We start from the raw sequence: 21,846 nt of genomic DNA, 5'->3' as shown, positions 1-21,846 counted from the left end.
CAATCAGCCCATCTTTCCTATTCAGCCGGTGTTTCTGTTTCGGCAGTTTTGGTAGCATCTTCAGGCGTTGCCGTTTGTGTGTTTTCCTCCGCCCCATCGTTCTCTTCCGGCTTATGAAGATCTTCTTCTGTCATCCAGCCGGCTTTCAAACGGGCTGCGACAACCATTGCTTCGGCATCGGCACGACTTATATCGAACGGTGTAAGAACACCGGCAAAATTCTGTGTTTCGCCATCTTTACGTTCGCGCCAACCGGCCAGATCATCAACGGCATAACCGGCAAAGTCCTCAATCGTTTTGACGCCATCCTCACCGACAGCAACCATCATCGCCGTTGTCATTCCCGGCAATTCACGCAATTCGTCGGAAACACCAAGTTTCTTACGTTTCTTGTCGAGTTCGGCTTCCTGTTTATCGATATAGTCTTTCGCACGTTGCTGGATTTCAGAAGCGGTTTCTTCGTCAAACCCTTCAATCGAGCTGATTTCATCCGGATCGACATAGGCGATCTCTTCAATAGAAGCGAAGCCTTCGGAAGCAAGGACCTGTGCAACCATCTCGTCAACATCCAGAGCTTCCATGAACAATTTGCTACGTTTTGCAAACTCTTTCTGCCGATTCTCGGATTCTTCCTGTTCTGTAAGGATATCAATATCCCAACCTGTCAATTGCGAAGCAAGACGGACGTTTTGACCACGCCGTCCAATTGCAAGGCTAAGCTGGTCATCAGGCACAACAACTTCGATACGTTCTGCATCTTCATCAAGAACAACTTTAGCCACTTCCGCCGGTTGCAAAGCGTTAACAATAAATGTTGCCGCATCTGGAGACCACGGGATAATATCAATCTTCTCGCCCTGAAGTTCGTTGACGACAGCCTGAACGCGGCTACCACGCATACCAACGCATGCACCAACCGGATCAATCGAGCCATCGCGCGAAACGACAGCAATCTTTGCACGTGAACCGGGATCACGGGCAACCGACTTGATTTCGATAATGCCGTCATAAATTTCCGGAACTTCCATAGTGAAAAGTTTGGCCATAAATTGCGGATGGGTACGCGAAAGGAAAATTTGCGGCCCGCGTTGTTCGCGCCGGACATCATAGACATAAGCACGAATACGATCGCCATAACGGAACGACTCACGCGGAATGAGTTCGTCACGACGAACAATTGCCTCACCGCGTCCCAGATCGACAATGACATTGCCATATTCTACGCGTTTGACAGTGCCGGAAACAATTTCGCCAACCTTATCCTTATATTCTTCATATTGGTGATCGCGCTCGGCCTCACGCACTTTCTGGACGATGACCTGCTTGGCCGACTGGGCAGCAATGCGCCCGAATTCCATTGGCGGCAACGGATCCGACAAGAAATCGCCGATTTCAGCATCAGGTTTGCGTTTTCTTGCGTCTTCCAGAGAAATCTGTGTCGCATAATCGTCAACCGTGTCGACAACTTCCAGCAAACGCTGCAACTTGATTTCGCCGGTTTTGGAATTGATATCGGCACGGATATTGGTTTCCTGACCATAGCGTGACCGCGCAGCTTTCTGGATAGCATCAGCCATTGCAGAAATGACAATTTCACGGTCAATCGACTTTTCGCGGGCAACGGCATCTGCGATTTGCAGAAGTTCAAGCCTATTAGCGCTTACAGCCATTGATTCTCTCCTTCTTTGTGCCGCTTCACGGCATCGACTAAGTTATTTCTTTTCCGGCTTGGACTTTTTTCGACTGTCCCCGCCTTTCAAACTCTTTTGTGTCTTGCCCGAATTCTCCGGTTTCTTAGAACCGCTATCGGGTCCAAGATCATCATCCGGAATAAGCTGCTGACGCAACGCTTTGTCTTTTGCCAGTGCATCACGGATAAGATCATCGGTCAAAACAAGATGCGCATCAGCTATCTCGCTGAATGGAACTCGCACAGCCAAAGCTTCACCATAGGCTGCCTTGTCTGTATTGAGAACAAAACCATCCTCATCGACATCGCTGATTGTCCCGCGAAATTTCTTTCGCCCATCTATCATTCCGGTTGTTTCTATTTTTGCAATATGGCCTTGCCAACGCGAAAAATCGGATTTTCTGACGAGTGGACGATCAATCCCGGGCGAAGAAATTTCCAGATGGTATTTTCGCTCAATGATATCTTCAACATCAAGAATAGGAGAAACGACACCACTGACTTCCTCGCAATCCTTGATTGTCATTGTACCATCGCCACGTTCGGCCATAATTTGCAAAGTAAGCCCATTAAGACCGGATAAGCGGACACGAACAATCCGGTAGCCAAGAGGTTTCAACACCGGAGCAACAATTGCAACGACACGTGCTTCAACGCCTTTTTCTTCAAAAAGACGCGGTTCATCCAAATCACTTGCTTGTCCGCTCTCGCTCATACCCAACTTTTCCAAATATAAATCAAACCATTCCGGTAACAAAAAAGAGCGGGCTCGGAAAACCCACTCTTCATCAAATGATCAAGAATTTTCTATAATATACACCTGATGAATTTTGTTTTCAAGTAGAACATTTCGAATGTTTAAGACTGTTCTTCAGGCGATATTTCCGCCCGATAATTTTGAAGAGTTACCGCTATTTTCTGACAAATGTGAGATAAGCGGGTACGCGCCCTTCCCGCAATGCCTTTTCTTCATAGCGCGTTCCCGGCCAGGCTTCAAAAGGCAATTTCCAATCTGCCGCCCCATTGGCTGACCAGATAAAATCCGGATGATGTGCACAGTGAAAAAGTGTCCAGTTCACATAAGTATCAATATCGGAAGCAAACCGGAACTTGGCTCCGGATTTCAAAACACGCGCAAAACGATCGAGATTCTTCATATTCACGAAGCGGCGTTTCCAGTGTTTCTTCTTCGGCCAAGGGTCAGGATAGAAAAGATCTATTCCGGCAATTGATGATGGCGGCAACCAGTCGAGCAACCGTGTGGCATCATCATCATAAAGCCGTATATGTTTCAATCTTTCTTGATTATCTTCCAAAGCACCGAGCATTTTGGCCATTCCGTTAATGAATGGCTCGACACCGATAAAACCGGTTTGAGGGAATCTATCCATTTCATGGGCGAGATGTTCGCCACCACCAAAACCGATTTCAATGCGTATATCGTCGTAATTGTTTTTTGTGTCTCCGGAATTATTGAATAGGTCGGCGAGCCTTTCAGGTGCAGGCTTTGACAAATCCAATGCAAGAACGGGAAGCAATGTCTCTTCGCGTTTTATCTGGGCGGCACGCAATGCCTTTCCCCGACGTCGTCCGAAGAAAGCTTCGCTTGCCCGTTCTTTATGTCCGTCCATTACGCCGCCTTGATTGCCTCTTTCAGCGCCTTGACGAGATTTGTCCGTTCCCACGAGAACGAGCCGTCCCGCCCCGGCTTGCGGCCGAAATGACCATAAGCAGATGTTTTTGCGTAAATTGCTTTATTAAGTTCGAGATGCTTGCGGATTCCCGATGGAGACAAATCCATAACTTTGCGGATTGCAGCTTCGACAACACCTTCATCAACTTTGCCGGTTCCATGCAGATTGACATAGATCGAAAGAGGTTGCGCGACGCCGATTGCGTAAGAAAGTTGGATTGTGCAACGATCGGCAAGTCCGGCCGCAACGACATTCTTGGCAAGGTAGCGTGCTGCGTAAGCCGCCGAACGGTCAACTTTGGTGGTATCTTTACCGGAGAATGCACCACCGCCATGAGGAGCTGCACCACCATAAGTATCAACAATAATTTTACGCCCGGTAAGACCGGCATCTCCATCCGGACCACCAATAACAAATTTTCCTGTCGGATTGATATACCAATTACAATTGTCGGCAATTTTTATATCGCTCAATGCTTGACGGATATATGGTTCGACGACAGAGCGCACCTTCTTTGAATCCCATGTCGGATCAATATGTTGGGTAGAAAGAACAATGGAAACCACTTCTACCGGTTTGTCGTTTTCATAACGAACAGTCACCTGACTTTTTGCATCCGGTCCAAGCTTGCTTGCTTCGCCTTCGTCAAGATGGCGGGCAATCGACAATGTTTCGAGAATTTTATGGGCATAGTAGATTGGTGCCGGCATCAAATCCGGTGTTTCCCTACATGCATAGCCAAACATGATGCCTTGATCACCTGCACCTTCTTCTCCCTGTCGGTCGGATGCGTTATCGACGCCTTGGGCAATATCTGCAGATTGGGAATGCAACAAAACATCAATCTTCACTGTTTTCCAGTGAAAACCTTCCTGTTCGTAACCGATTGCGCGAATTGCACGACGAGCAGCCGAACGGAAGCGTGACGGGTTGATAACCGGATCTCCCTTCTTGTCATGGACAAGCTTGCCATTTTTATCTTTTTTCAAAAGTGTATCAGGCACGCGGACTTCGCCGGCGATAATAACACGATTTGTGGTTGCCAGAGTTTCACAAGCAACGCGGACAGACCATGGATCAACACCCGATTTGGATGCTTCCTTATAGATCATATCGACAATTTCATCCGAAATACGGTCACAAACTTTATCGGGATGACCTTCCGATACCGATTCACTGGTAAAAAGATAATTCTGATGAGACACGGGAAACCCCTCTAGAAAGACGACGTTTGCATTCTTTCCGGATACTCCAAAAAGAAAAACGACAATTGCTTTATTTGCCAAGCTTGTCGAATTGCGTCAATGCCGTTTTAGCGTGAACCGTGAAATAAATGTGATATTTGTCATTCAAATGGCAATTTTGATATACGAGCTATCAATCAAGTCTGCTTGAGGAATAGTGCGGCGACAAAAAGCACAGAAATTTCTTTTAAAAAATCAACAAATTTGAAATTAATTTTAAATAATCAATCGGAAAATACCGTTTAAATTTTTCCCGCCTTTTCAATAAAAAACGCATTTACAAGGAATTCGATTTTCCGTCTTCAGAAAGTGCTTTTGCCAAATCGATGATTTTGCGTCGGACTTTCGGATCCTTGATATTGGTAAAAGCACGCAGAAGCTGAATTCCCTCATTACTCGAACAAAAATCCATGAAGTTATTATCTCCCTCATGAAAACCTTCCGACGTACGGGTGCCCGGTGCTTCCTCGAAAAAATAGGATACCGGCACATCAAGAATTTCGGAGATAGCCTGAAGGCGGCTGGCACCGACACGATTGGTGCCTTTTTCATATTTTTGTATCTGCTGGAAGGTAATGCCGAGCTGCTCCCCCAATTTTTCCTGACTGAGCCCAAGCATATTTCGCCGTAGTCTGATGCGGCTTCCCACATAAACATCAGTCGGGGCGGGTATTTTTTTGGGTGCGGACATGATCTAACTTTCTCGCGTCAATACTGATCCATCTTCATAAGCCTGAACCAATGCAGATGTTTAATGTTATTTAGGGGTTGCAGTATCGGTCCCCCGCTGGAACCACTTTTCATGCGCATAACATCCCATTGATTAGAACTTGTCAATCGAGTGTTCCTTTTTTACGAAACCAAACATTAAACTTAACATCAGTATAATAAAAAATACCGAAAAAGCTTGGATAAATTTTGTTTTCATGTTCCATATCGGAACAATGGAAGAGGGGATTGGCGCATCAATTAAACCGATTTTATCGAGGTCCAAACACCGCACGATTCGCCCGTAGGGGTCAACGACTGCCGAAATTCCATTATTGGCTGCACGTATAAGTGGAATTCCCATTTCAACAGCACGTAAACGCGCCTGATCGAAATGCTGGTATGGTCCCGGTGTGACACCAAACCATCCGTCATTGGTAACGTTTAAAATCGCTTGAGGTTTTTCACCTTCATAGTTCATACCATCAGGAAAAATCACCTCATAGCAAATCATCGGTAGAAAGACAAAACCATCTGGCATCTTCACAGTTTTTCGTATCGGCGTGCTGCTATACCCGCCTGCCATTACAGCCAATGCATGAAGGCCTATTTTGTCAAAAAAATTCTGGAAGGGTAAATATTCGCCAAACGGGACAAGATGCACCTTGTCCGAAGACGACAGAATATTGCCATTACCATCAATTGTTTCAATTGTATTGAAATATTTATTGTTTTCGTCATTCGGTGCGCCACTGCTTCGGACTGCCCCGACAATTGCCCATTGATCCGGTTGGAGAATGGAAGCGATGCGCATTTTTGCTTCCGGCACATAGTCCAGTATATAGGGCACTGCGGTTTCCGGCCAAACAATATAGGAAGGTTCATGCGCACTATTTGTGAGCGGTTTTTCGCTTAGTTGCATATGTGCGTCGAACATTGCATAGCGAACCTGATTGTCAAGTTTCTCGTCCTGTTTAATGGACGGTTGTATGAGTCTTACCCACGTGTTGGCATTGTCATAGTCATTGATCGGAGGTGCTTCATAAAGCCTGATAGCACCGAACCCCGTATGCGCACCAAAAAGAATAACGCCGATTGTTAAGGCAAGCCACTGGTGGTTTTTGTCAAAAAAAGTGGCTGGTAGTGAATAAAGAAGCACAGCGAGCGCATTCATTCCGTAAAGACCAACCACTGCGTCGGACTGCATAAAAAGCGGCGTCGGCATAATTGTGTAGCCGATTGCATTCCAGGGAAAGCCGGTAAACAAAGTGGAACGCAAATATTCGGCAATACCGAGAGCAAACGCCAAAGCGAACAGATGGGATAGCCCCTTTTTCCAAAACAGAATAACAAGCCCGCCTGCAAGCCCCCAGTAAAGCGCAAGATAAAACGGAAGCCCAAAAATTGCTAAAGGAATGGCCCAACCGAAACTTATGGGGTCGACCATCATGGCACTGGAAAGCCACCAAAGACTGAAAACGAAATAGCCGAAGCCAAAACTGAAGCAAGTCAAAAAGCCGAGCTTGAAGCGCTGCTTTAGACTGGAGGCGACAGCAACCTTATCGAGCAACAAAACCAGAACGGGGAAAGTAACAAAAGCCAGCGGGAAGAAATACAAAGGCGCCGTTGCGAGAGCTGTTATTCCACCACAGACAAAGCTTACGAAATGCGGTTTCGAGCCTTTAAGCTTTCCGATATACGTGGTTACTCCTGCCAAAATCTGCATGTCCAGTTTCCCCCACTTGCCTTTTACCTCTGGAATTTCAACATCCGACAAGAAGATTGATTGTGACAGGAACAAAAATACAAAACACCCGTTTTATAAATCGGACGGCGTGTTCCCCTTTTCCTGCTTTGGATGGTTCTGTAAAGGTTGGATTCTGATCCGTTTGATGCGACGTTTATCGGCTTCGAGAATACGGAACTGGTAGCCGGGAACTGCTTCGACAACTTCGCCTTTTGCCGGTATCCGATCCAATGTTGAAACAATAAGTCCGCCAATTGTATCGACGTCCTCTCCATGTTCGCCCACCTTGAAATCCGGTCCCAACGCTTTTTCCACCTCATCAAGATCGGCACTGGCATCGACAAGCCATCTGTTATCAGGCTCTTTGATAATGGACATGTCGACATCATCGTGCTCGTCTTCGATATCACCGACAACAAGTTCGACAATATCTTCCATTGAAGCAAGGCCATCCGTTCCACCATATTCGTCAATAATCAGCGCCATCTGAGTTCGGGTTGCCTGCATACGTGTCAAAAGCTGCCCTGCCAACATCGACCCGGGAACGAAAAGAACACTGCGTATCAAATCGAGACTGCCGACAGGTTGCGACAGATCCACTTTGGAAAAATCAAGGCATCCCTCTTTTTCTCCACTTTGGGCTTTATGCGTAATGTAATTCAAAACATCACGAATATGCAGCATGCCACGCGGATCATCGAGACTTTCCGAATAGACCGGCATACGCGAATGACCGGATTTTTCGAACTCTATCAATGTCTCAGCCAGTGTCGTTGCAATATCAAGCGCTTCGATTTCCGAACGCGGTATCATCACATCCTCTACACGGGTTTCCCGAAGGCGCAAAATATTGTTCAACATGAGACGCTCTTCCGGCGAAAACAACGAATTTGCATCTCCCTGCCCATCGGAAAGGGCATCTGTCAGATCTTCTCGCAAAGTAGAATTATTGCGGGAACGCATAAAAGAAAAAAGATTGGCAAATAAAGACTTCTTTTCACTGCTTCGCGATCGTGAAGAACTTTGACCGGCCGATGAACGGTTAGACTCGTCTTCAATTGATTTATCTGTTTTTTCTGTCATGACTTTTTAAAGTTAGAATATTCAAAAGTAAAATACTTCACATTTTTGCTACCGCATTAAAACATATATAATTCAATATATGTATAAAACGCCAATAGCAAGATTCATCTTGTTACTCAATCATTATAAGGATCGGAAATACCAAGAGAATCGAGAATTTTTCTCTCGAGAGATTCCATTTGTTCTGCTTCATCATCGTTTTGATGATCATATCCCGTCAAATGAAGAAGCCCGTGGACAATAAGATGGCTCAAATGGTCATCGAAGCTTTTATTTTCCTCCTGCGCTTCGCGTTGAACAGTTTCACGAGCAATAACAATATCACCCAGAATTGGGCCCGGTCGCTGCCCCGGTTGCATAGGAAAAGCGGGAAATGACAAGACATTTGTTGCCTTGTCTATGTGGCGCCACTTTGCATTTATCGTACGGATATTTGCATCGTCCGTAAAAACCAGACTGAGCTCGCTGTCGACATCATCGAATTCGAGGCCATGCAATGTGGCTTCAAGCACACGATCAACGAGCATTCTCAAACTGTGTTCGCTTTGCCAGCCATCAGCATTTATTGCAACGTCATAACGCACTGTCATTTTGATAAATTCTTTTTTCCGTTATTGTCTAGAGCGCGGTTTTTTGCATTTGCACGGGCATCCCGATCATAAGCTGTAACGATAGCCGTCACCAACGGATGGCGCACGACATCCTTTTGGCTAAAGTGCACTGTTACAATATTATCAATGGAATCGAGAATGCGCATTGCTTCGGTTAATCCCGACTTTTGTCCAAACGGCAAATCGATCTGGCTCGGATCCCCGGTTACAATCATTCGCGAACCTTCTCCAAGGCGGGTTAAAAACATTTTCATCTGCATTGACGTTGTATTTTGCGCTTCATCGAGGATAACAGCCGAATGCGCAAGCGTGCGCCCGCGCATAAAGGCGAGTGGTGCTATCTCGATAATATCGGCAGCCATTGCGCGTTCAATCTTTTCTGCCGGCATCATATCATAAAGTGCATCGTAAAGAGGTCGCAGATAGGGATCGACTTTTTCTTTCATGTCGCCGGGTAAAAAGCCCAATCTTTCACCGGCTTCGACTGCCGGACGAGACAAAATAATCCGTTCAACCAGCCCTCGCTCGAGAAGCATCGCTGCATGGGCAACGGCAAGATATGTTTTACCTGTTCCCGCAGGCCCCACACCGAAAACCAGTTCGGCTCGTTGCAGCGCACGCATATAGGTATCCTGTGTAGGCGTGCGGGCATAGATTGTTTTTTTGCGTGTGGAGATATGGGTCGGCGTTACTTTTGACGGATCCTTTTCAGGGCTTTCCCGATCAGTTCCGGCGTCCGATGTTGTAGCAAGGGCTATTGCTCCGTCAACATCGGGCAGTCCCGGCTGCAAGCCGGTTTTAGCAAGTTCATAAAGCTGATCAAGGGCTTGGCGAGCTACCTCTATATCCTGCTTGTTTCCACTGATTGACACTTCATTTCCCTGTGCACGGATATCAAGTCCCAATTTTTGCTCTATGCGAGCCAGATTTTCGTCAAACTGCCCGAAGACGACATTTGCTTGCCGATTATCCTCGAAAACAAGTACAACATGATCCATATCGGATGTAGCTGTTTTAACAGTGGAAGCAACAGTCTTCGCTTTGCCGGATTTTTTTACCTTTCCGGTTCCTTCGATCTTCAATGCTTTCTTTGTTCCGGTTGAATCGTTCAACCCTATCTCCTCAAAAAACCGTTTCTGTCAGCAATATATGGACTAAAAAACAAAAGAAAACCCGCTTTGATGACGAGCGCTCCAATTGAAAAACGTTATTGTCAGTTTACCGCATTGCCAAAAAGACTGTTCGGAAGAGCTTCGGTTATATCGACCGGAATAATTTCGCCAATTTTCGCATTTGTTGAAACAACAACAGGTAACAACCATGGCGAACGGCCAACCATTTGCCCGTCATGCCTGCCTGCCTTTTCAACAAGCACTTCAACACGTTCACCGATTTTCGACTTTAAAAACCGGTGCTGCTGATCAAGAATGAGAGTTTGCAAACGTTGCAGGCGCTCGTCTTTGACACTTTCGTCAACATGATTTTTCATCGTTGCTCCCGGTGTTCCCGGACGTGGAGAATATTTGAACGAATAGGCGGAGCTATAGCCGACTTCTTCAACAAGCTTCATTGTGGCTTCGAAATCTTCATCTGTTTCTCCCGGAAAGCCGACGATAAAATCACCCGAAAAAGCTATATCCGGACGTGCCTGACGGATACGGTCAATCAGTTTCAAATAATCGGCAGCTTTATGCTGGCGGTTCATAGCTTTGAGGATGCGGTCGGAACCTGATTGTACCGGAAGATGTAGATAAGGCATCAACATTTCAAGATTGCCATGAGCTGCAATAAGGCTGTCATCCATATCGCGCGGATGACTTGTCGTATAACGTAACCGCTTCAAACCATCAATCTTTGCAAGCTCATAAAGCAGATTGCCCAACCGCCACTGACTACCATCTTGCGAAACACCATGCCACCCATTGACGTTCTGCCCAAGCAAAGTGATCTCTTTTACACCTGCATCAACAAGTTCGCGTGCTTCATTGATTATCTGTCCGATAGGCCGCGATACTTCGGAACCACGGGTATAGGGCACAACGCAAAATGTGCAGAATTTATCGCACCCTTCCTGAACAGTCAGAAAAGCCGTAACGCCACGTTTTTTCACAGCCTGACGATTATGATGTGGAAGATGGGCAAATTTATCTTCAACAGCATATTCGGTTTCAACAATCTTCTTGCCCTCGTGCACCTTGCGCAACAGTTCGGGCAGGCGATGATAGGTTTGTGGTCCCACCACCAGATCAACTGTCGGAGCGCGCCTTAGAATTTCTTCCCCCTCGGCTTGGGCAACACATCCCGTCACGCCTATCGTCAAGGGCTTCGAAGGATCGCGTTCCTCGCGCATAACGCGCAAACGCCCCAGATCGGAATAAAGTTTTTCGGCAGCTTTTTCACGAATATGGCAGGTATTAAGCAATATAAGGTCCGCATCGTCAGGAGATTGCGTAGCAACATAGCCTTCTGCGTCAAGGCTATCACCCATGCGTTCGCTATCATAGACATTCATCTGACAGCCATAGGTTTTGATATAAACCTTGCGGGCATTGCTGTTTTTTTCTTTTGCTTCACTCATAACGCATATCTATCCGGTTTTCTTTGAAATCTCAATCATTTTGCTGAATGGTTCTACGCATGATCAGGGCATCACTATGGCCTTTACCGGTTTGATAATATCCGGGCCTGCGACCGACCTCATTAAAACCGGAACTTTTATAGAGAGCAAGAGCTGCTTTATTCGTCTCGTCAACTTCAAGGAAAAGTTGTTTTGCCCGTTCCTGATAAAGATATCTGAAAACGGCGTCCATAAGTGTCCGTCCTATTCCTTTTGAACGATAACGGGGATGCACAGCAATTGTGATGATTTCTGCTTCATCAATAACCAATCTACAAAGAATAAATCCCAATATTTTTTCAGGTTTACCCATTACACTCACAGTAAAACCGAACATTTGTGGATCAGTCAAAAAAGAAGTGAAGGTTTCTTCATCCCATGCATGATAGAATGATTTTCTGTGTATTTCATGTAGAGCCTCACTATCATCGGACGTGATAGGAGCAATAGTAAATCGCGATTTCGAAAAAGGAAAACTTATCATTCCTTTTTCCTGGGAAGAGAAAAACCCATTTGTGGTTTAGCATCCGCTTCGCGCAAATAAAGCGGCTTCGGCGCACCGTCCGACTTTTTCGACTGCGAGAGAATTGCAAAACTTATAACATCCGGTGCAGCAATAGAAAAAATCCGATTCTCCACTATGCCTGCAGAATGAGCGATCGTTTCGGCAAAAGGGCCTGCAACGATTGCCTTATTATCAAGGGACGCAATAACGTTTTCGCAAGCCTTCACCTCGGGTGGTATAAGCGGTCCGAGCTTTTCGTCAAAATCCTGCCGGTAGACCATGTCACGACCGGCATCAATGACAGTTATTACATGGTGTTCCGGAAAGCACTTAAGAGCTTCAAAACCGATTGCCTCAAGCGAGCTCACGCCAACCGCCGGTTTTTTCAAGGCCAAAGCCAGACCTCGTGCTGTTGCCACACCAATGCGAACACCGGTAAACGACCCCGGACCGATATTTACAGCGATGCGATCAACCTTGTCGAGATCAAGCCCCGACGTATTTTTCACCGCAATGATCTGATCAATAAGCTTTTCGGCGTGTCCTTTTCCGATGTTTTCACTCACACGCGCCAGAACACGACCGTCGTTGATTAACGCTACGGCACAATTTGAAGAAGCTGTATCTAATGCTAATGTAATCATTCAATGTCTATTAAATCATTGTTCATTGAAACAAAAGAACAGAAGGATCGAATTTGGCGAATTTTTAAGCCTTTTGCGAACACTTTATTGATGGCTTTCCTTCACAAATATTTAGGCACCCTCAAAAACCTCTGCCTATTTCGAAACCGAAGCCATGAGCTTCCTCTATGAAAAATAGCTCATGCCCTACCGCCGATTATTTCAATCTATTAATCTTTCCGTTTTTCGTCGCGGCTTTTTCGTCTTAAAAAAATCGGATTGTCTCATTTCGGAGGCTACCCCGTCATCATTCTTCAGATATATTGAACGAAATTAGACGGAGAAACATAAACATTATGTTTGGGATAAGAAAATGTTATAAAAATCTTGTGCCTGCAACGGGTTTTATCTTAAGGCTAGAGAAACGATTTCCGCTCCTATCTTTCTTAGAAAGCAGCACTCGATCGCGATCACTTATAAATCTCATTCATAAAGTGCGTTTGATCCAAAAATACGGATTTTCGCCAATAAAAATATCGCACATATTAATATTTTTATTTTTAATTTTTTAAAAATACATAAATTAGAATAAATATAAATTCTAACCATATTATATAATAAAATATATTTATTAAATATAAAAGATTTCTGTCTAACAAACTAAAAATATTTTAGATTAATTCTAAAATATTTTTAGGCAAAGCACCCGTTATAAAATTGGTTTATATGTTTGATAAATGAAATATATCAAGCATATGAATATCAATTAGTTTACTTTTTTGATTGGAATATTGTCGGAAAGGTGTATTCTATATTTGCATCACCGCACTGCCTTTGAGAATGCTTGACAAGGGTAGAAATTCCAAGCGGAACTTTTTAGCGTTTGGTGCGTTTAATATTACGCAATTCAAATCAAGCGGAGATTAAGACAATATGTTAAAAACTCATAAAACCCGTAATGACATGCCGTCAAACACAAAGACAACTGCAATTGCCTTGTTGAACAAAAACCTGGCAACATTGATTGATCTGGCACTTATCACAAAGCAGGCACACTGGAACTTGAAGGGTTCCAATTTTATCGGTGTTCACGAAATGCTGGACGGCTTCAGGGATGCGATTGATGAACATGTCGACATCATTGCCGAACGTGTTGCGCAACTCGGGGGTACTGCGCTGGGAACCGTTCAAGCTGTTGCCGGTACCTCGAAATTGAAGGCTTATCCGACAGATATTTACAAAGTACACGATCATCTTAATGCATTGATCGAACGTTATGGCGACGCTGCCAATGACATGCGTAAAGCCATTGACGAGGCTGACGAAGCCGGAGATGCTGATACGGCAGATATTTTCACTGCTGCATCGCGTGAGCTCGACAAGAGCCTGTGGTTCCTTGAATCGCATGTTCAGGAAGCCTGATCGAACCGCTTTAACGCGGTATAGTAAATCTCTTAAATATAGGAAGCAGCTCCGTTGCTTCCTTTTTATTTGCCAAGTTTTTGCTATAAACGCGGCAATTTGCCGGATCTACGCGGCAATTATCAGAATTCTACGGAGGAACATTTCTGAACAAACTCTGCATAATAAACGCAAAAATTTATTGGCTAATTCCAAAAGCAATTTTCATTTAAAATTTAATGCGGCAGGCTTGCGGTGAAACCGGATGATTTTTCGCCAATGGTCTACCCGTTCCATTGCGCAACTACGCATTGTCTTTTTAACGATGCTTATTGGTGATTTATCAACGCCTTGCCGCAGAATATGGCATCACTACAAAAATTTGATCGGCTGCATTTTCTCGATTTTCGGAAATGGTGCCTTACAATCAGAAGTGGGCGGATATTGGAGTGTTCATCGGTAAACTGACGTATTCCGGATCGACAAGCAAGGATTAAATACCCTTTTTCCCCCTGAAAAAACTTATGACGCACGGTCTATCAGCTATTACACACCAACTATACTCTTCTCGGTCGACACCCTTCAAATTTGAACATGGGCTATTGAGCCAATCTTCTAAACTCACACTTTGATTTCACCGGTGAAGCGCGCGTCATTGAATTGTGCTCCATCAACTAACGCCTTGCCGAATTAATGCACCTAGGAATTGCCGGGGACGTACCGAATATTTCTACTAAAACAGTCTGCCAGCCACGCCGACCTTTAACGGAGGGGTAAGCATGCGCCTTACTCCTTCGATTATCTTCCGCTTCATACGGTCCGCACTGGTTGGATACCGCTTCAAAAATTCCGGCTCCCACAGGCTCCCGAGATACAAGCATAATTGAATACTTGTTACCCATCCATTGCTGTTTATGACAGCCATCAAAATTGAAAAAGACCATTAGGACCTTACACCGCGCATATACATTCTACGAACGCCAGAAATTTGGGCATCGTTATGCGCGATCCTCGGCGCAACCGGAAACCGTCGGAATCGTGGCCGTTGGAATTGTTGAGGTTCGTCATATGGCTTTCCGGGCTAATGGAGGCGCGTAACATGTGTGCCTTTATGGCCGATTTAGTGCTTTCGAGCTTGTTACACAAAGTTTGGGATCAAATTGGCTGGCAGATAGGTTGTTTATAAATGCTATCATTCCACGAGCACCATTTTCCAACATATGACTCCATGTGTTGCTGCAACAATCTTGGTGGGAATTGTGCCGGTAAATTACCGTTAAAAGGCGTTGTTACTGGTAAAAGCTTCTATTTCTTTTGCAAGCGACGTGGTCGCTTTAAATAGCGTTTATGCCTTCAAGAAGCCATCGTCTATTTTAGGTTTTGATTACTTGTGGTGAGTTTCTTAGAGAAAAACGACGCTTGAAATGATCAATTTCTCTAAGACCTGCATTTACGACGACTTTATAACGCTGAACAATCGTCAAAAAATTTTCAAACCGGATAGCAATTGACGAGAATATATCAATCGGAAATCAACTAAATTTTTTATTATTCTCACCCCCGCATTTTCCTTCCGGCGTTAGATCATTTGCGAGGAATATTATGAATTCTTGATAAAAAAAAGCCCCGCTTAAAAGCGGGGCTTCATATCTCTATTGTTTCAGTGACAATATTGATTATTGAGCAGGTGTAGCTGGTGTTTCAGGTGCAGCTTCTGTTGAAGGTGCAACCGGACTACCACCCGGAACCTGATCGATAATAGCATCAGGCTGAACGATACGACCCGAACCGCCCATCATATTGTAGTTCAAGTGAGAAATTGCCCACCATGTACCACCAATAATGATGAATACGCAGAGAGCACCAAACCACATTGTACCGACCATCCACTTCGCATCCGGACCTTCGTTGAGGTGGAGGAAGAAAACGATCTGGACGACTATCTGAATGAGAGCCATGCCAATGAGGTAAATAACCTTGGTGCTGACCGCCCAATTATCAAGCATTCCTTGCATAACAGGAATGAATGAAGCGAGGGTCAATATAACAGCCAGAATGAATCCGACCATGTATTTGCCGGTTGTTACACCGCGTGCTTCTTCATGTTCGCTCATTATAGTGCTCCCAAAAGATAGACGGTGGTGAAGACACCAACCCAGACGATGTCGAGGAAGTGCCAGAAGATAGACAGACAGGTTAAACGTGTCTTGTTATCTTTATCCAAACCGTGACGGCCAAGATGCGCAAACATCAGTGCCATCCAGATCAAACCGGTTGTAACGTGGGCACCATGTGTACCGACCAGTACGAAGAATGACGACCAATAAGCCGACAGAACTTCTTTACCGAATACGCGAACTCCGGTTTCAGGATCAATTCCAGCATAAGCATTCGGATCAAAGAAGAAAACATTTTCCTTACCGAAGAGAAGCTCATGGAATTCGTTCAATTCCATTCCAATGAATGCAAGACCAAGAATAAAAGTAATAGCGAGCCAGGTTTTTACCCCGCCGAGATTACCCTTGTGAACCTGTACCATTGCCATGCCGTAGGTGATTGACGAGAACAGCAACAAAGCGGTTTCGCAAAGCACGTAATTGAGGTTGATGAAATCCTTACCGGCAGGTCCGCCACCGTAAGCGGAGGCGAACACTGCAAATGTAGCGAAGAAAGTCGAAAACAGTACAAGATCAGAGAGGATATAAACCCAGAATCCGAAGACAGTTGTCGAACTTCCGTCGTGATGGCTTTCCGCAGGAGCGGTTGTTACTGCTGTAGCGCTCATGCTTTTACTCCTTGTGCTTTGAGAACAGCGCTGAATTCGTCTTCAGTCTTCTGTACGTCCTCAGCTGAAATGTAGTGACCTGCATGATCGGCATTCAACGAATGGAGCAGTATAGTTACGATGAAAGCTAAGAAGCAAACCGCAGCTAACCACCAAATGTGCCAAACCATCGCAAACCCGATAACCAGCTCAAGAATTCCACCAATAAACCCGGCAATCGTGTTGTTAGGCATATGGATTTTCTCGAAGCCCGAAGTTTTACGATGCTCACCACGTTGCTTCATATCCCAATAGGCATCGTCAGCTTGAACGACAGGGACAGTAGCAAAGTTGTAAGCAGGAGGCGGGCAGGATACAGACCATTCCAAAGTACGTGCATCGCCCCACGGATCGTTCTGTGTGATCGGCAATTTGCCTTTATGCTTGATGCCATACCAGATGGCGATCAAAACTTGCAGAACAAAGCACACGATACCAACAAGGATGATAAATGCACCTACGGCTGCTGTAATAAACAAAGGCTGCCAGCTTGGTTCGACATAGTGCTGCAAACGACGTGTTGCACCCATCAAGCCAACTGCATAGATCGGCATGAATGCTACATAGAAGCCGATAAACCAGCACCAGAACGAAGCAATACCCAATGCGCGGTTCGGCTTGACACCGAAAGCTTTCGGGAACCAGAACGCCAATGCGCCGAGGTAAGCGAACACAACACCACCAAGAATTGTGTGGTGGAAGTGGGCAACCAGGAACAAGGAGTTGTGGAACTGCCAGTCCGCAGGAACGATCGAAAGCAGAACACCGGTAAGACCGCCACCAACAAAGGTGAACATCATACCCATGCACCACAACATCGGGGGTTCGAAGCGGATGCGCCCTTTATACATTGTGAAGAGCCAGTTAAAGACCTTAACACCGGTCGGAACAGCGATAATCATGGTTGCCGCACCGAAGAAAGTGTTAACAGCCTGACCGCCACCCATTGTGAAGAAGTGGTGTCCCCAGACGATGATCGAAAGGATCAAAATAACCAATAGTGCCCAAACCATTGAGGTGTAACCGAAAAGCCGTTTTGACGAGAATGTCGGAACAATTTCGGAAATGATACCAAAGGCAGGAACAACAAGAAAATAAACTTCCGGGTGACCGAAAATCCAAACGTAGTTGATCCAGACCATCGGGTTACCACCGGCAGTATTGGTGAAGAAGTTCATGTCAAAGTAACGATCGCCAATCAACAAAGCATCTGCGACGGCAAGCGGCGGATAGATGATTAGTCCAAGTACGTTGGAGACGAGCACGCTCCAGCAGAATACCGGCATTTTCCACATTGTCATTCCGGGCGCTCGACACTTGATAATAGTGGCAACAAAGTTGACACCACTCATCGTCGTCGCGATACCTGATAACTCTAGTGACCACAAATAGTAGTCGACACCTGTATCCGGGCTATTCAACAATTCCGAGAACGGAGGATACATCAACCAACCACCGCGGCCGAAGTTACCGATACCGAGCGAAATGTTGATGAGAACTGCGCCAGCAAATGTTGTCCAAAAACCAATGTTGTTCAAGAACGGAAAGGCTACGTCACGAGCACCAAGTTGTAGCGGTACCACATAGTTCATAATACCGAACATCAGCGGCGTTGCCATAAAGAACAACATAATCGTGCCGTGTGCCGAGAAAATCTGGTCAAAGTGATCAGGCGGTAGATAACCCGCATTCTCTGTTCCAAGCGCGAACGCTTGGTGTGTACGCATCATGATAGCATCTGCAAAGCCACGAACAAGCATGACAATTGCAAGGACGATATACATAATGCCGACGCGCTTGTGATCAACAGATGTGATCCAATTGCGCCACAATATTCCCCACCAGCCAAGCAGCGTAATAGCGGCAAGAATAACGACGGCCAATGCAACTACAACAAGGCAGGTGTAAAGGACGATCGGCTCATTCGTTAGCGCGTGAAACGCTCCGGCTACAGGGTCTGTAAGTCTTCCAAACATTTTTCAACCCATATTAAATGAATTTCGGTTTGGAGGGGACATTGCCTTTAAAAGGCTGAAAGCCCCTTCCTTGATGATTTTATTTCTTCTGAACCACACCGGGATCAAAGACGGAGCAAAGCTCACCCCACAAAGATTTCGCTGCAGCCAATTTCATCTGATCTTCGTTGCAAGTGGTGCCTTCATCAACGCAACGGTTTACGATGCGATAATATAGACCTTTTTCAACTTGCGAGAAATAGCGAATCTCTGCGTCTTTTTGCTTGCCCGCAACATCACCCATTTTCGGGGAATATGAAAGCTGACGGTAACCGGCGCGATCGAGCGTTTCCTTGCTTTCACGAGCTTTGGCAATCCAGTTGTCAAAATCAGCCTGGGCTACAGAATTCCACTTGAAGTGCATTTCAGAGAAGCCGTCGCCACTATAATTGGCGGACGATCCTTTGAATACGCCCTTGCGATCAGCAATAAGATGCAACTTCGCATTCATTTGCGGCATTGCATACAAAACTGTCCCAAGACGCGGAACCCAAAAAGCGTTAACCGAATTTTCCGAAGTCAACTGCAACAGAACCTGACGGTTTTCCGGTGCATAGATTTCGTTGATCGAAGCAACGCCATATTGCGGATAGATAAACAACCATTTCCAGTCGAGTGCTACAGCATCGATCTGGAGCGGTTCCTGTGCTCCAGCAACAGCTTTATCAAGCGGCTTTGAAGGCTCGAGCTTGAATGTAAAATAGGACATCAAGCTACCCAAAATGATAATGACAAGAATCGGAATACCCCACATCAGGGTTTCCACTTTATTGGAGTGCCCCCAATCCGGCAGATATTCTGCTTGGGTGTTGGTAGCACGGTATCTAATTGCGAACGTAACGATTGCGATCATCACAGGAACGACAATACACGCCATTACGATAACGCACGTAATAATCAAAATTAGCTCATGGCGCGCCACATAGCCCGCCGGGTTCAGAACATCGAATTCACAACCCGACAAGAGCAAAGCGGATGTTAAAACGCCCAGCAGCCCTGTTAGTTTACCAAAGTTCTTCATTCCTACCTGCCTCTTTATATGCATTGCATATTATTGCACGAGGGTATTTCTATTAATTCGTCACGGAAAAGCAGGGTTTTCCACTTTTCCGACATTCCCCGTCAGGCAGAATAATTGTCCCAAAAAGACATAGAAGCCCGACTTGGACTGACGTTGTCACAAGTACAATTGTGGCATCATCTAGGCACGTCTTACTCTTTGGGTGAAAATTCGCAAGAGTTTTGTCCCCCCCTGCGTCAATATTGCGCGGTTTTTGAGACAATTTTCGATTCACAAATCGTGTTTTACGATATATTCCACTGCAAATTGGTAACCGGCACTTCCACAGCCTGCAATAACAGCGTCGGCCCGTTCCGACACAAACGAGTGGTGACGATAGGCCTCTCTTTTGTGGATGTTCGATAAATGAACCTCGACAACCGGCCCCTCAAACATTTTCAATGCATCAAGAATCGCAATCGAAGTATGGCTATAGGCAGCCGGATTAATGATAATGGCAGCACTTTTCCCTATGGCATCCTGAATGAAACTTACTAATTCCCCTTCAAGGTTGCTTTGCAGAAAATCGATATCGAATCCGTGCGCATGGGCGCATTTCCGGGTAAGTGCCTCAATATCTTTCAAAGTTTCATGACCGTAGATCTCCGGCTCGCGTTTGCCTAAAAAATTGAGATTTGGTCCGTTCAAAACAGTAATCTTTTTTGCCATATCCATATTTTCCTCTCCAGCTCAACAAGCTCACTTCAGATCATAGAACATCGTCGTCCAATGTTCATTAATTGTTCACAACACTTCCGTTTGATAATTCAAAAAATTGGGCCCGATCTTTCAGATCGGCAAAAAGTTGTTGGTCGGTTCCCGTCATGAAAGTTTGTCCACCGAGCCTTTCAAGACTATCAAACAAAACTTTGCGCCGGTCCGGATCGAGATGGGCTGCCATTTCGTCCAACAAAAGAATCGGTGTCATGCCCGATATAGCCGAAGTCAATTGCGCATGGGAAAGGACAAGGCCTGTCAAAAGTGCTTTTTGTTCGCCGGTTGAACAAAGGCCGGCCGGCATATTTTTCCTGGCGTAATAGACCAGCATATCGCTTCTATGGGGCCCTTCGAGAGTGCGTCCGGCAACACGATCCGACTCACGTTTATCATGGAGGCTCTGTCTATACTCCTCTTCGACATCAACTGCAGATTTGCGCGCTAATGCCTTTTCGATTGTTCCTTCTATGTCGAGAACGGGACTGGGAAAAGTCTCTTCATTGTCAAAATTTTCAATATCGGAAATAAGCCGCACAACGTCCATACGGGCAGCGGCAATAGCAATGGCGAGCTCCGCCATCTGGACTTCCAATGCATTAAACCACCCTTCGTCACGACTGCCATCAGTCAAAAGACGATTTCGCGCACGCATTGCTTTTTCAAAATCCGACACACGACGGGCATGTGCGGGATCAATTGCCAGAACCATACGATCGAGAAACCGTCTGCGATCGGCTGCCGGCCCTGTAAACAGCCCATCCATAGATGGAACAAGCCAACTGATGCGGCAATAATCGGTGAGCCGGTCAGACGCTACACTTTCTCCGTTTATCCGTATTCTTCGTCCAGTCGAGGCAATATCACTAGCCGTCCCGATGCTGGCATCTCCATAAAGAGCAGAGTGTAATTGGGCAAAAACGACAAACCCGCTGTCTTCTGCCTCATTGATTGGTGAATTCAGACCGGCTATTGTAGTTTCGGAGTCGACGGTTTCTTGTTTGCCGGATTTTTCGAAGGTTTCGAGAGACTCATCTTCCCTTTGATTGACAGCATTTCCGTAGGCAGAACCCAAGACGGGATTTGAACGAATAACATTATCATAGGCCGCACGACGCAACCCCCGCCCGGGAGAAAGAAAAGACAACGCTTCAAGCAGATTGGTTTTGCCTGCTCCGTTATGACCGGTAAAAACAACAAGCCCGTCGGAAAAGTCGGCAGAAAAGCTTCGATAGTTACGATAATTGGTCAGTCTCAGTTGCCGGACAAAAACTTTTGCAGCCCGCCCGCCAGTTTTTTCCACCATTCGT

Annotated in this window: 18 protein-coding genes and 1 pseudogene; 1 reads left to right on the top strand and 18 read right to left on the bottom strand. The window is 45.7% G+C overall.

The window, feature by feature from the left end; translation table 11 throughout:
- Window positions 1–17 precede the first annotated feature (17 nt).
- From nusA to tsaB, 12 genes and pseudogenes are all read right to left on the bottom strand, one after another.
- Entirely contained in the window at window positions 18–1,670 is a 1,653-nt protein-coding gene (gene nusA / locus H3V14_RS02735; RefSeq protein ID WP_246784932.1) for a transcription termination factor NusA, read from the bottom strand.
- Window positions 1,671–1,712: 42 nt separating this feature from the next.
- Window positions 1,713–2,405, bottom strand: a complete 693-nt coding sequence (gene rimP, locus H3V14_RS02730; protein ID WP_198214123.1) for a ribosome maturation factor RimP — start codon at window positions 2,403–2,405, stop codon at window positions 1,713–1,715.
- A gap of 196 nt (window positions 2,406–2,601) precedes the next feature.
- On the bottom strand, window positions 2,602–3,321 hold the full coding sequence (locus H3V14_RS02725; protein WP_198226363.1) for a tRNA (guanine(46)-N(7))-methyltransferase TrmB: 720 nt from the start codon (window positions 3,319–3,321) through the stop codon (window positions 2,602–2,604).
- A complete protein-coding gene (gene metK, locus H3V14_RS02720; protein ID WP_075915635.1) occupies window positions 3,321–4,589 on the bottom strand; it encodes a methionine adenosyltransferase in 1,269 nt (422 codons plus the stop codon). The genes H3V14_RS02725 and metK overlap by 1 nt, the downstream gene beginning before the upstream one ends.
- Before the next feature lie 316 nt (window positions 4,590–4,905).
- Window positions 4,906–5,319 (bottom strand): helix-turn-helix domain-containing protein, encoded by a 414-nt coding sequence (locus tag H3V14_RS02715; RefSeq protein ID WP_198226361.1) that lies wholly within the window; start codon window positions 5,317–5,319, stop codon window positions 4,906–4,908.
- A 132-nt stretch (window positions 5,320–5,451) separates the two neighbouring features.
- A complete protein-coding gene (gene lnt, locus H3V14_RS02710) occupies window positions 5,452–7,062 on the bottom strand; it encodes an apolipoprotein N-acyltransferase (RefSeq protein WP_198226359.1) in 1,611 nt (536 codons plus the stop codon).
- A 93-nt stretch (window positions 7,063–7,155) separates the two neighbouring features.
- Complete coding sequence (locus tag H3V14_RS02705) at window positions 7,156–8,166, bottom strand: hemolysin family protein (RefSeq protein ID WP_198226357.1); 1,011 nt, start codon at window positions 8,164–8,166, stop codon at window positions 7,156–7,158.
- Between the two features lie 116 nt (window positions 8,167–8,282).
- Window positions 8,283–8,756 (bottom strand): rRNA maturation RNase YbeY, encoded by a 474-nt coding sequence (ybeY, locus tag H3V14_RS02700; protein ID WP_198226355.1) that lies wholly within the window; start codon window positions 8,754–8,756, stop codon window positions 8,283–8,285.
- Window positions 8,753–9,457: pseudogene (locus tag H3V14_RS10970) on the bottom strand (PhoH family protein); the annotation flags it as partial. The gene ybeY and the pseudogene H3V14_RS10970, both read right to left, overlap by 4 nt.
- 533 nt (window positions 9,458–9,990) lie before the next feature.
- A complete protein-coding gene (gene miaB, locus H3V14_RS02690; RefSeq protein ID WP_198226353.1) occupies window positions 9,991–11,355 on the bottom strand; it encodes a tRNA (N6-isopentenyl adenosine(37)-C2)-methylthiotransferase MiaB in 1,365 nt (454 codons plus the stop codon).
- Window positions 11,356–11,386: 31 nt separating this feature from the next.
- Complete coding sequence (rimI, locus tag H3V14_RS02685; protein WP_075869728.1) at window positions 11,387–11,878, bottom strand: ribosomal protein S18-alanine N-acetyltransferase; 492 nt, start codon at window positions 11,876–11,878, stop codon at window positions 11,387–11,389.
- Window positions 11,875–12,543: a tRNA (adenosine(37)-N6)-threonylcarbamoyltransferase complex dimerization subunit type 1 TsaB gene (tsaB, locus tag H3V14_RS02680; protein WP_198226351.1), complete on the bottom strand. Its 669-nt coding sequence runs from the start codon at window positions 12,541–12,543 to the stop codon at window positions 11,875–11,877. Before tsaB ends, rimI begins: the two co-directional genes overlap by 4 nt.
- Window positions 12,544–13,455: 912 nt before the next feature.
- On the opposite strand from tsaB, the gene dps reads away from it, so the two are divergent.
- Window positions 13,456–13,944 carry a DNA starvation/stationary phase protection protein Dps gene (gene dps, locus H3V14_RS02675; RefSeq protein WP_075913591.1) on the top strand — a complete coding sequence of 163 codons (489 nt, stop codon included), beginning with the start codon at window positions 13,456–13,458 and terminating at the stop codon, window positions 13,942–13,944.
- A gap of 1,655 nt (window positions 13,945–15,599) precedes the next feature.
- Here the strand turns inward: dps and cyoD are convergent.
- From cyoD to recF, 6 genes are all read right to left on the bottom strand, one after another.
- A complete protein-coding gene (cyoD, locus tag H3V14_RS02670) occupies window positions 15,600–16,037 on the bottom strand; it encodes a cytochrome o ubiquinol oxidase subunit IV (RefSeq protein ID WP_198226350.1) in 438 nt (145 codons plus the stop codon).
- The gene (locus tag H3V14_RS02665; protein ID WP_198221339.1) at window positions 16,037–16,708 is read right to left on the bottom strand and encodes a cytochrome (ubi)quinol oxidase subunit III; all 672 of its coding nucleotides are present in this window, start codon (window positions 16,706–16,708) and stop codon (window positions 16,037–16,039) included. The genes cyoD and H3V14_RS02665 overlap by 1 nt, the downstream gene beginning before the upstream one ends.
- Window positions 16,705–18,723 carry a cbb3-type cytochrome c oxidase subunit I gene (locus H3V14_RS02660; RefSeq protein ID WP_198226348.1) on the bottom strand — a complete coding sequence of 673 codons (2,019 nt, stop codon included), beginning with the start codon at window positions 18,721–18,723 and terminating at the stop codon, window positions 16,705–16,707. The genes H3V14_RS02665 and H3V14_RS02660 overlap by 4 nt, the downstream gene beginning before the upstream one ends.
- Window positions 18,724–18,802: 79 nt before the next feature.
- Window positions 18,803–19,783 (bottom strand): ubiquinol oxidase subunit II, encoded by a 981-nt coding sequence (gene cyoA, locus H3V14_RS02655; RefSeq protein ID WP_198226346.1) that lies wholly within the window; start codon window positions 19,781–19,783, stop codon window positions 18,803–18,805.
- 270 nt (window positions 19,784–20,053) lie between these two features.
- A complete protein-coding gene (aroQ, locus tag H3V14_RS02650) occupies window positions 20,054–20,491 on the bottom strand; it encodes a type II 3-dehydroquinate dehydratase (RefSeq protein ID WP_198226344.1) in 438 nt (145 codons plus the stop codon).
- A 67-nt stretch (window positions 20,492–20,558) separates the two neighbouring features.
- On the bottom strand, window positions 20,559–21,842 hold the full coding sequence (recF, locus tag H3V14_RS02645; RefSeq protein WP_198226342.1) for a DNA replication/repair protein RecF: 1,284 nt from the start codon (window positions 21,840–21,842) through the stop codon (window positions 20,559–20,561).
- Window positions 21,843–21,846: the final 4 nt, after the last annotated feature.

Origin of the sequence: Bartonella sp. W8151, from assembly GCF_016100385.1 — a bacterium.
In the GTDB taxonomy this organism is placed as follows: Bacteria; Pseudomonadota; Alphaproteobacteria; order Rhizobiales; family Rhizobiaceae; genus Bartonella; species Bartonella apis.
This window is presented reverse-complemented; position numbering and strand designations above follow the sequence as displayed.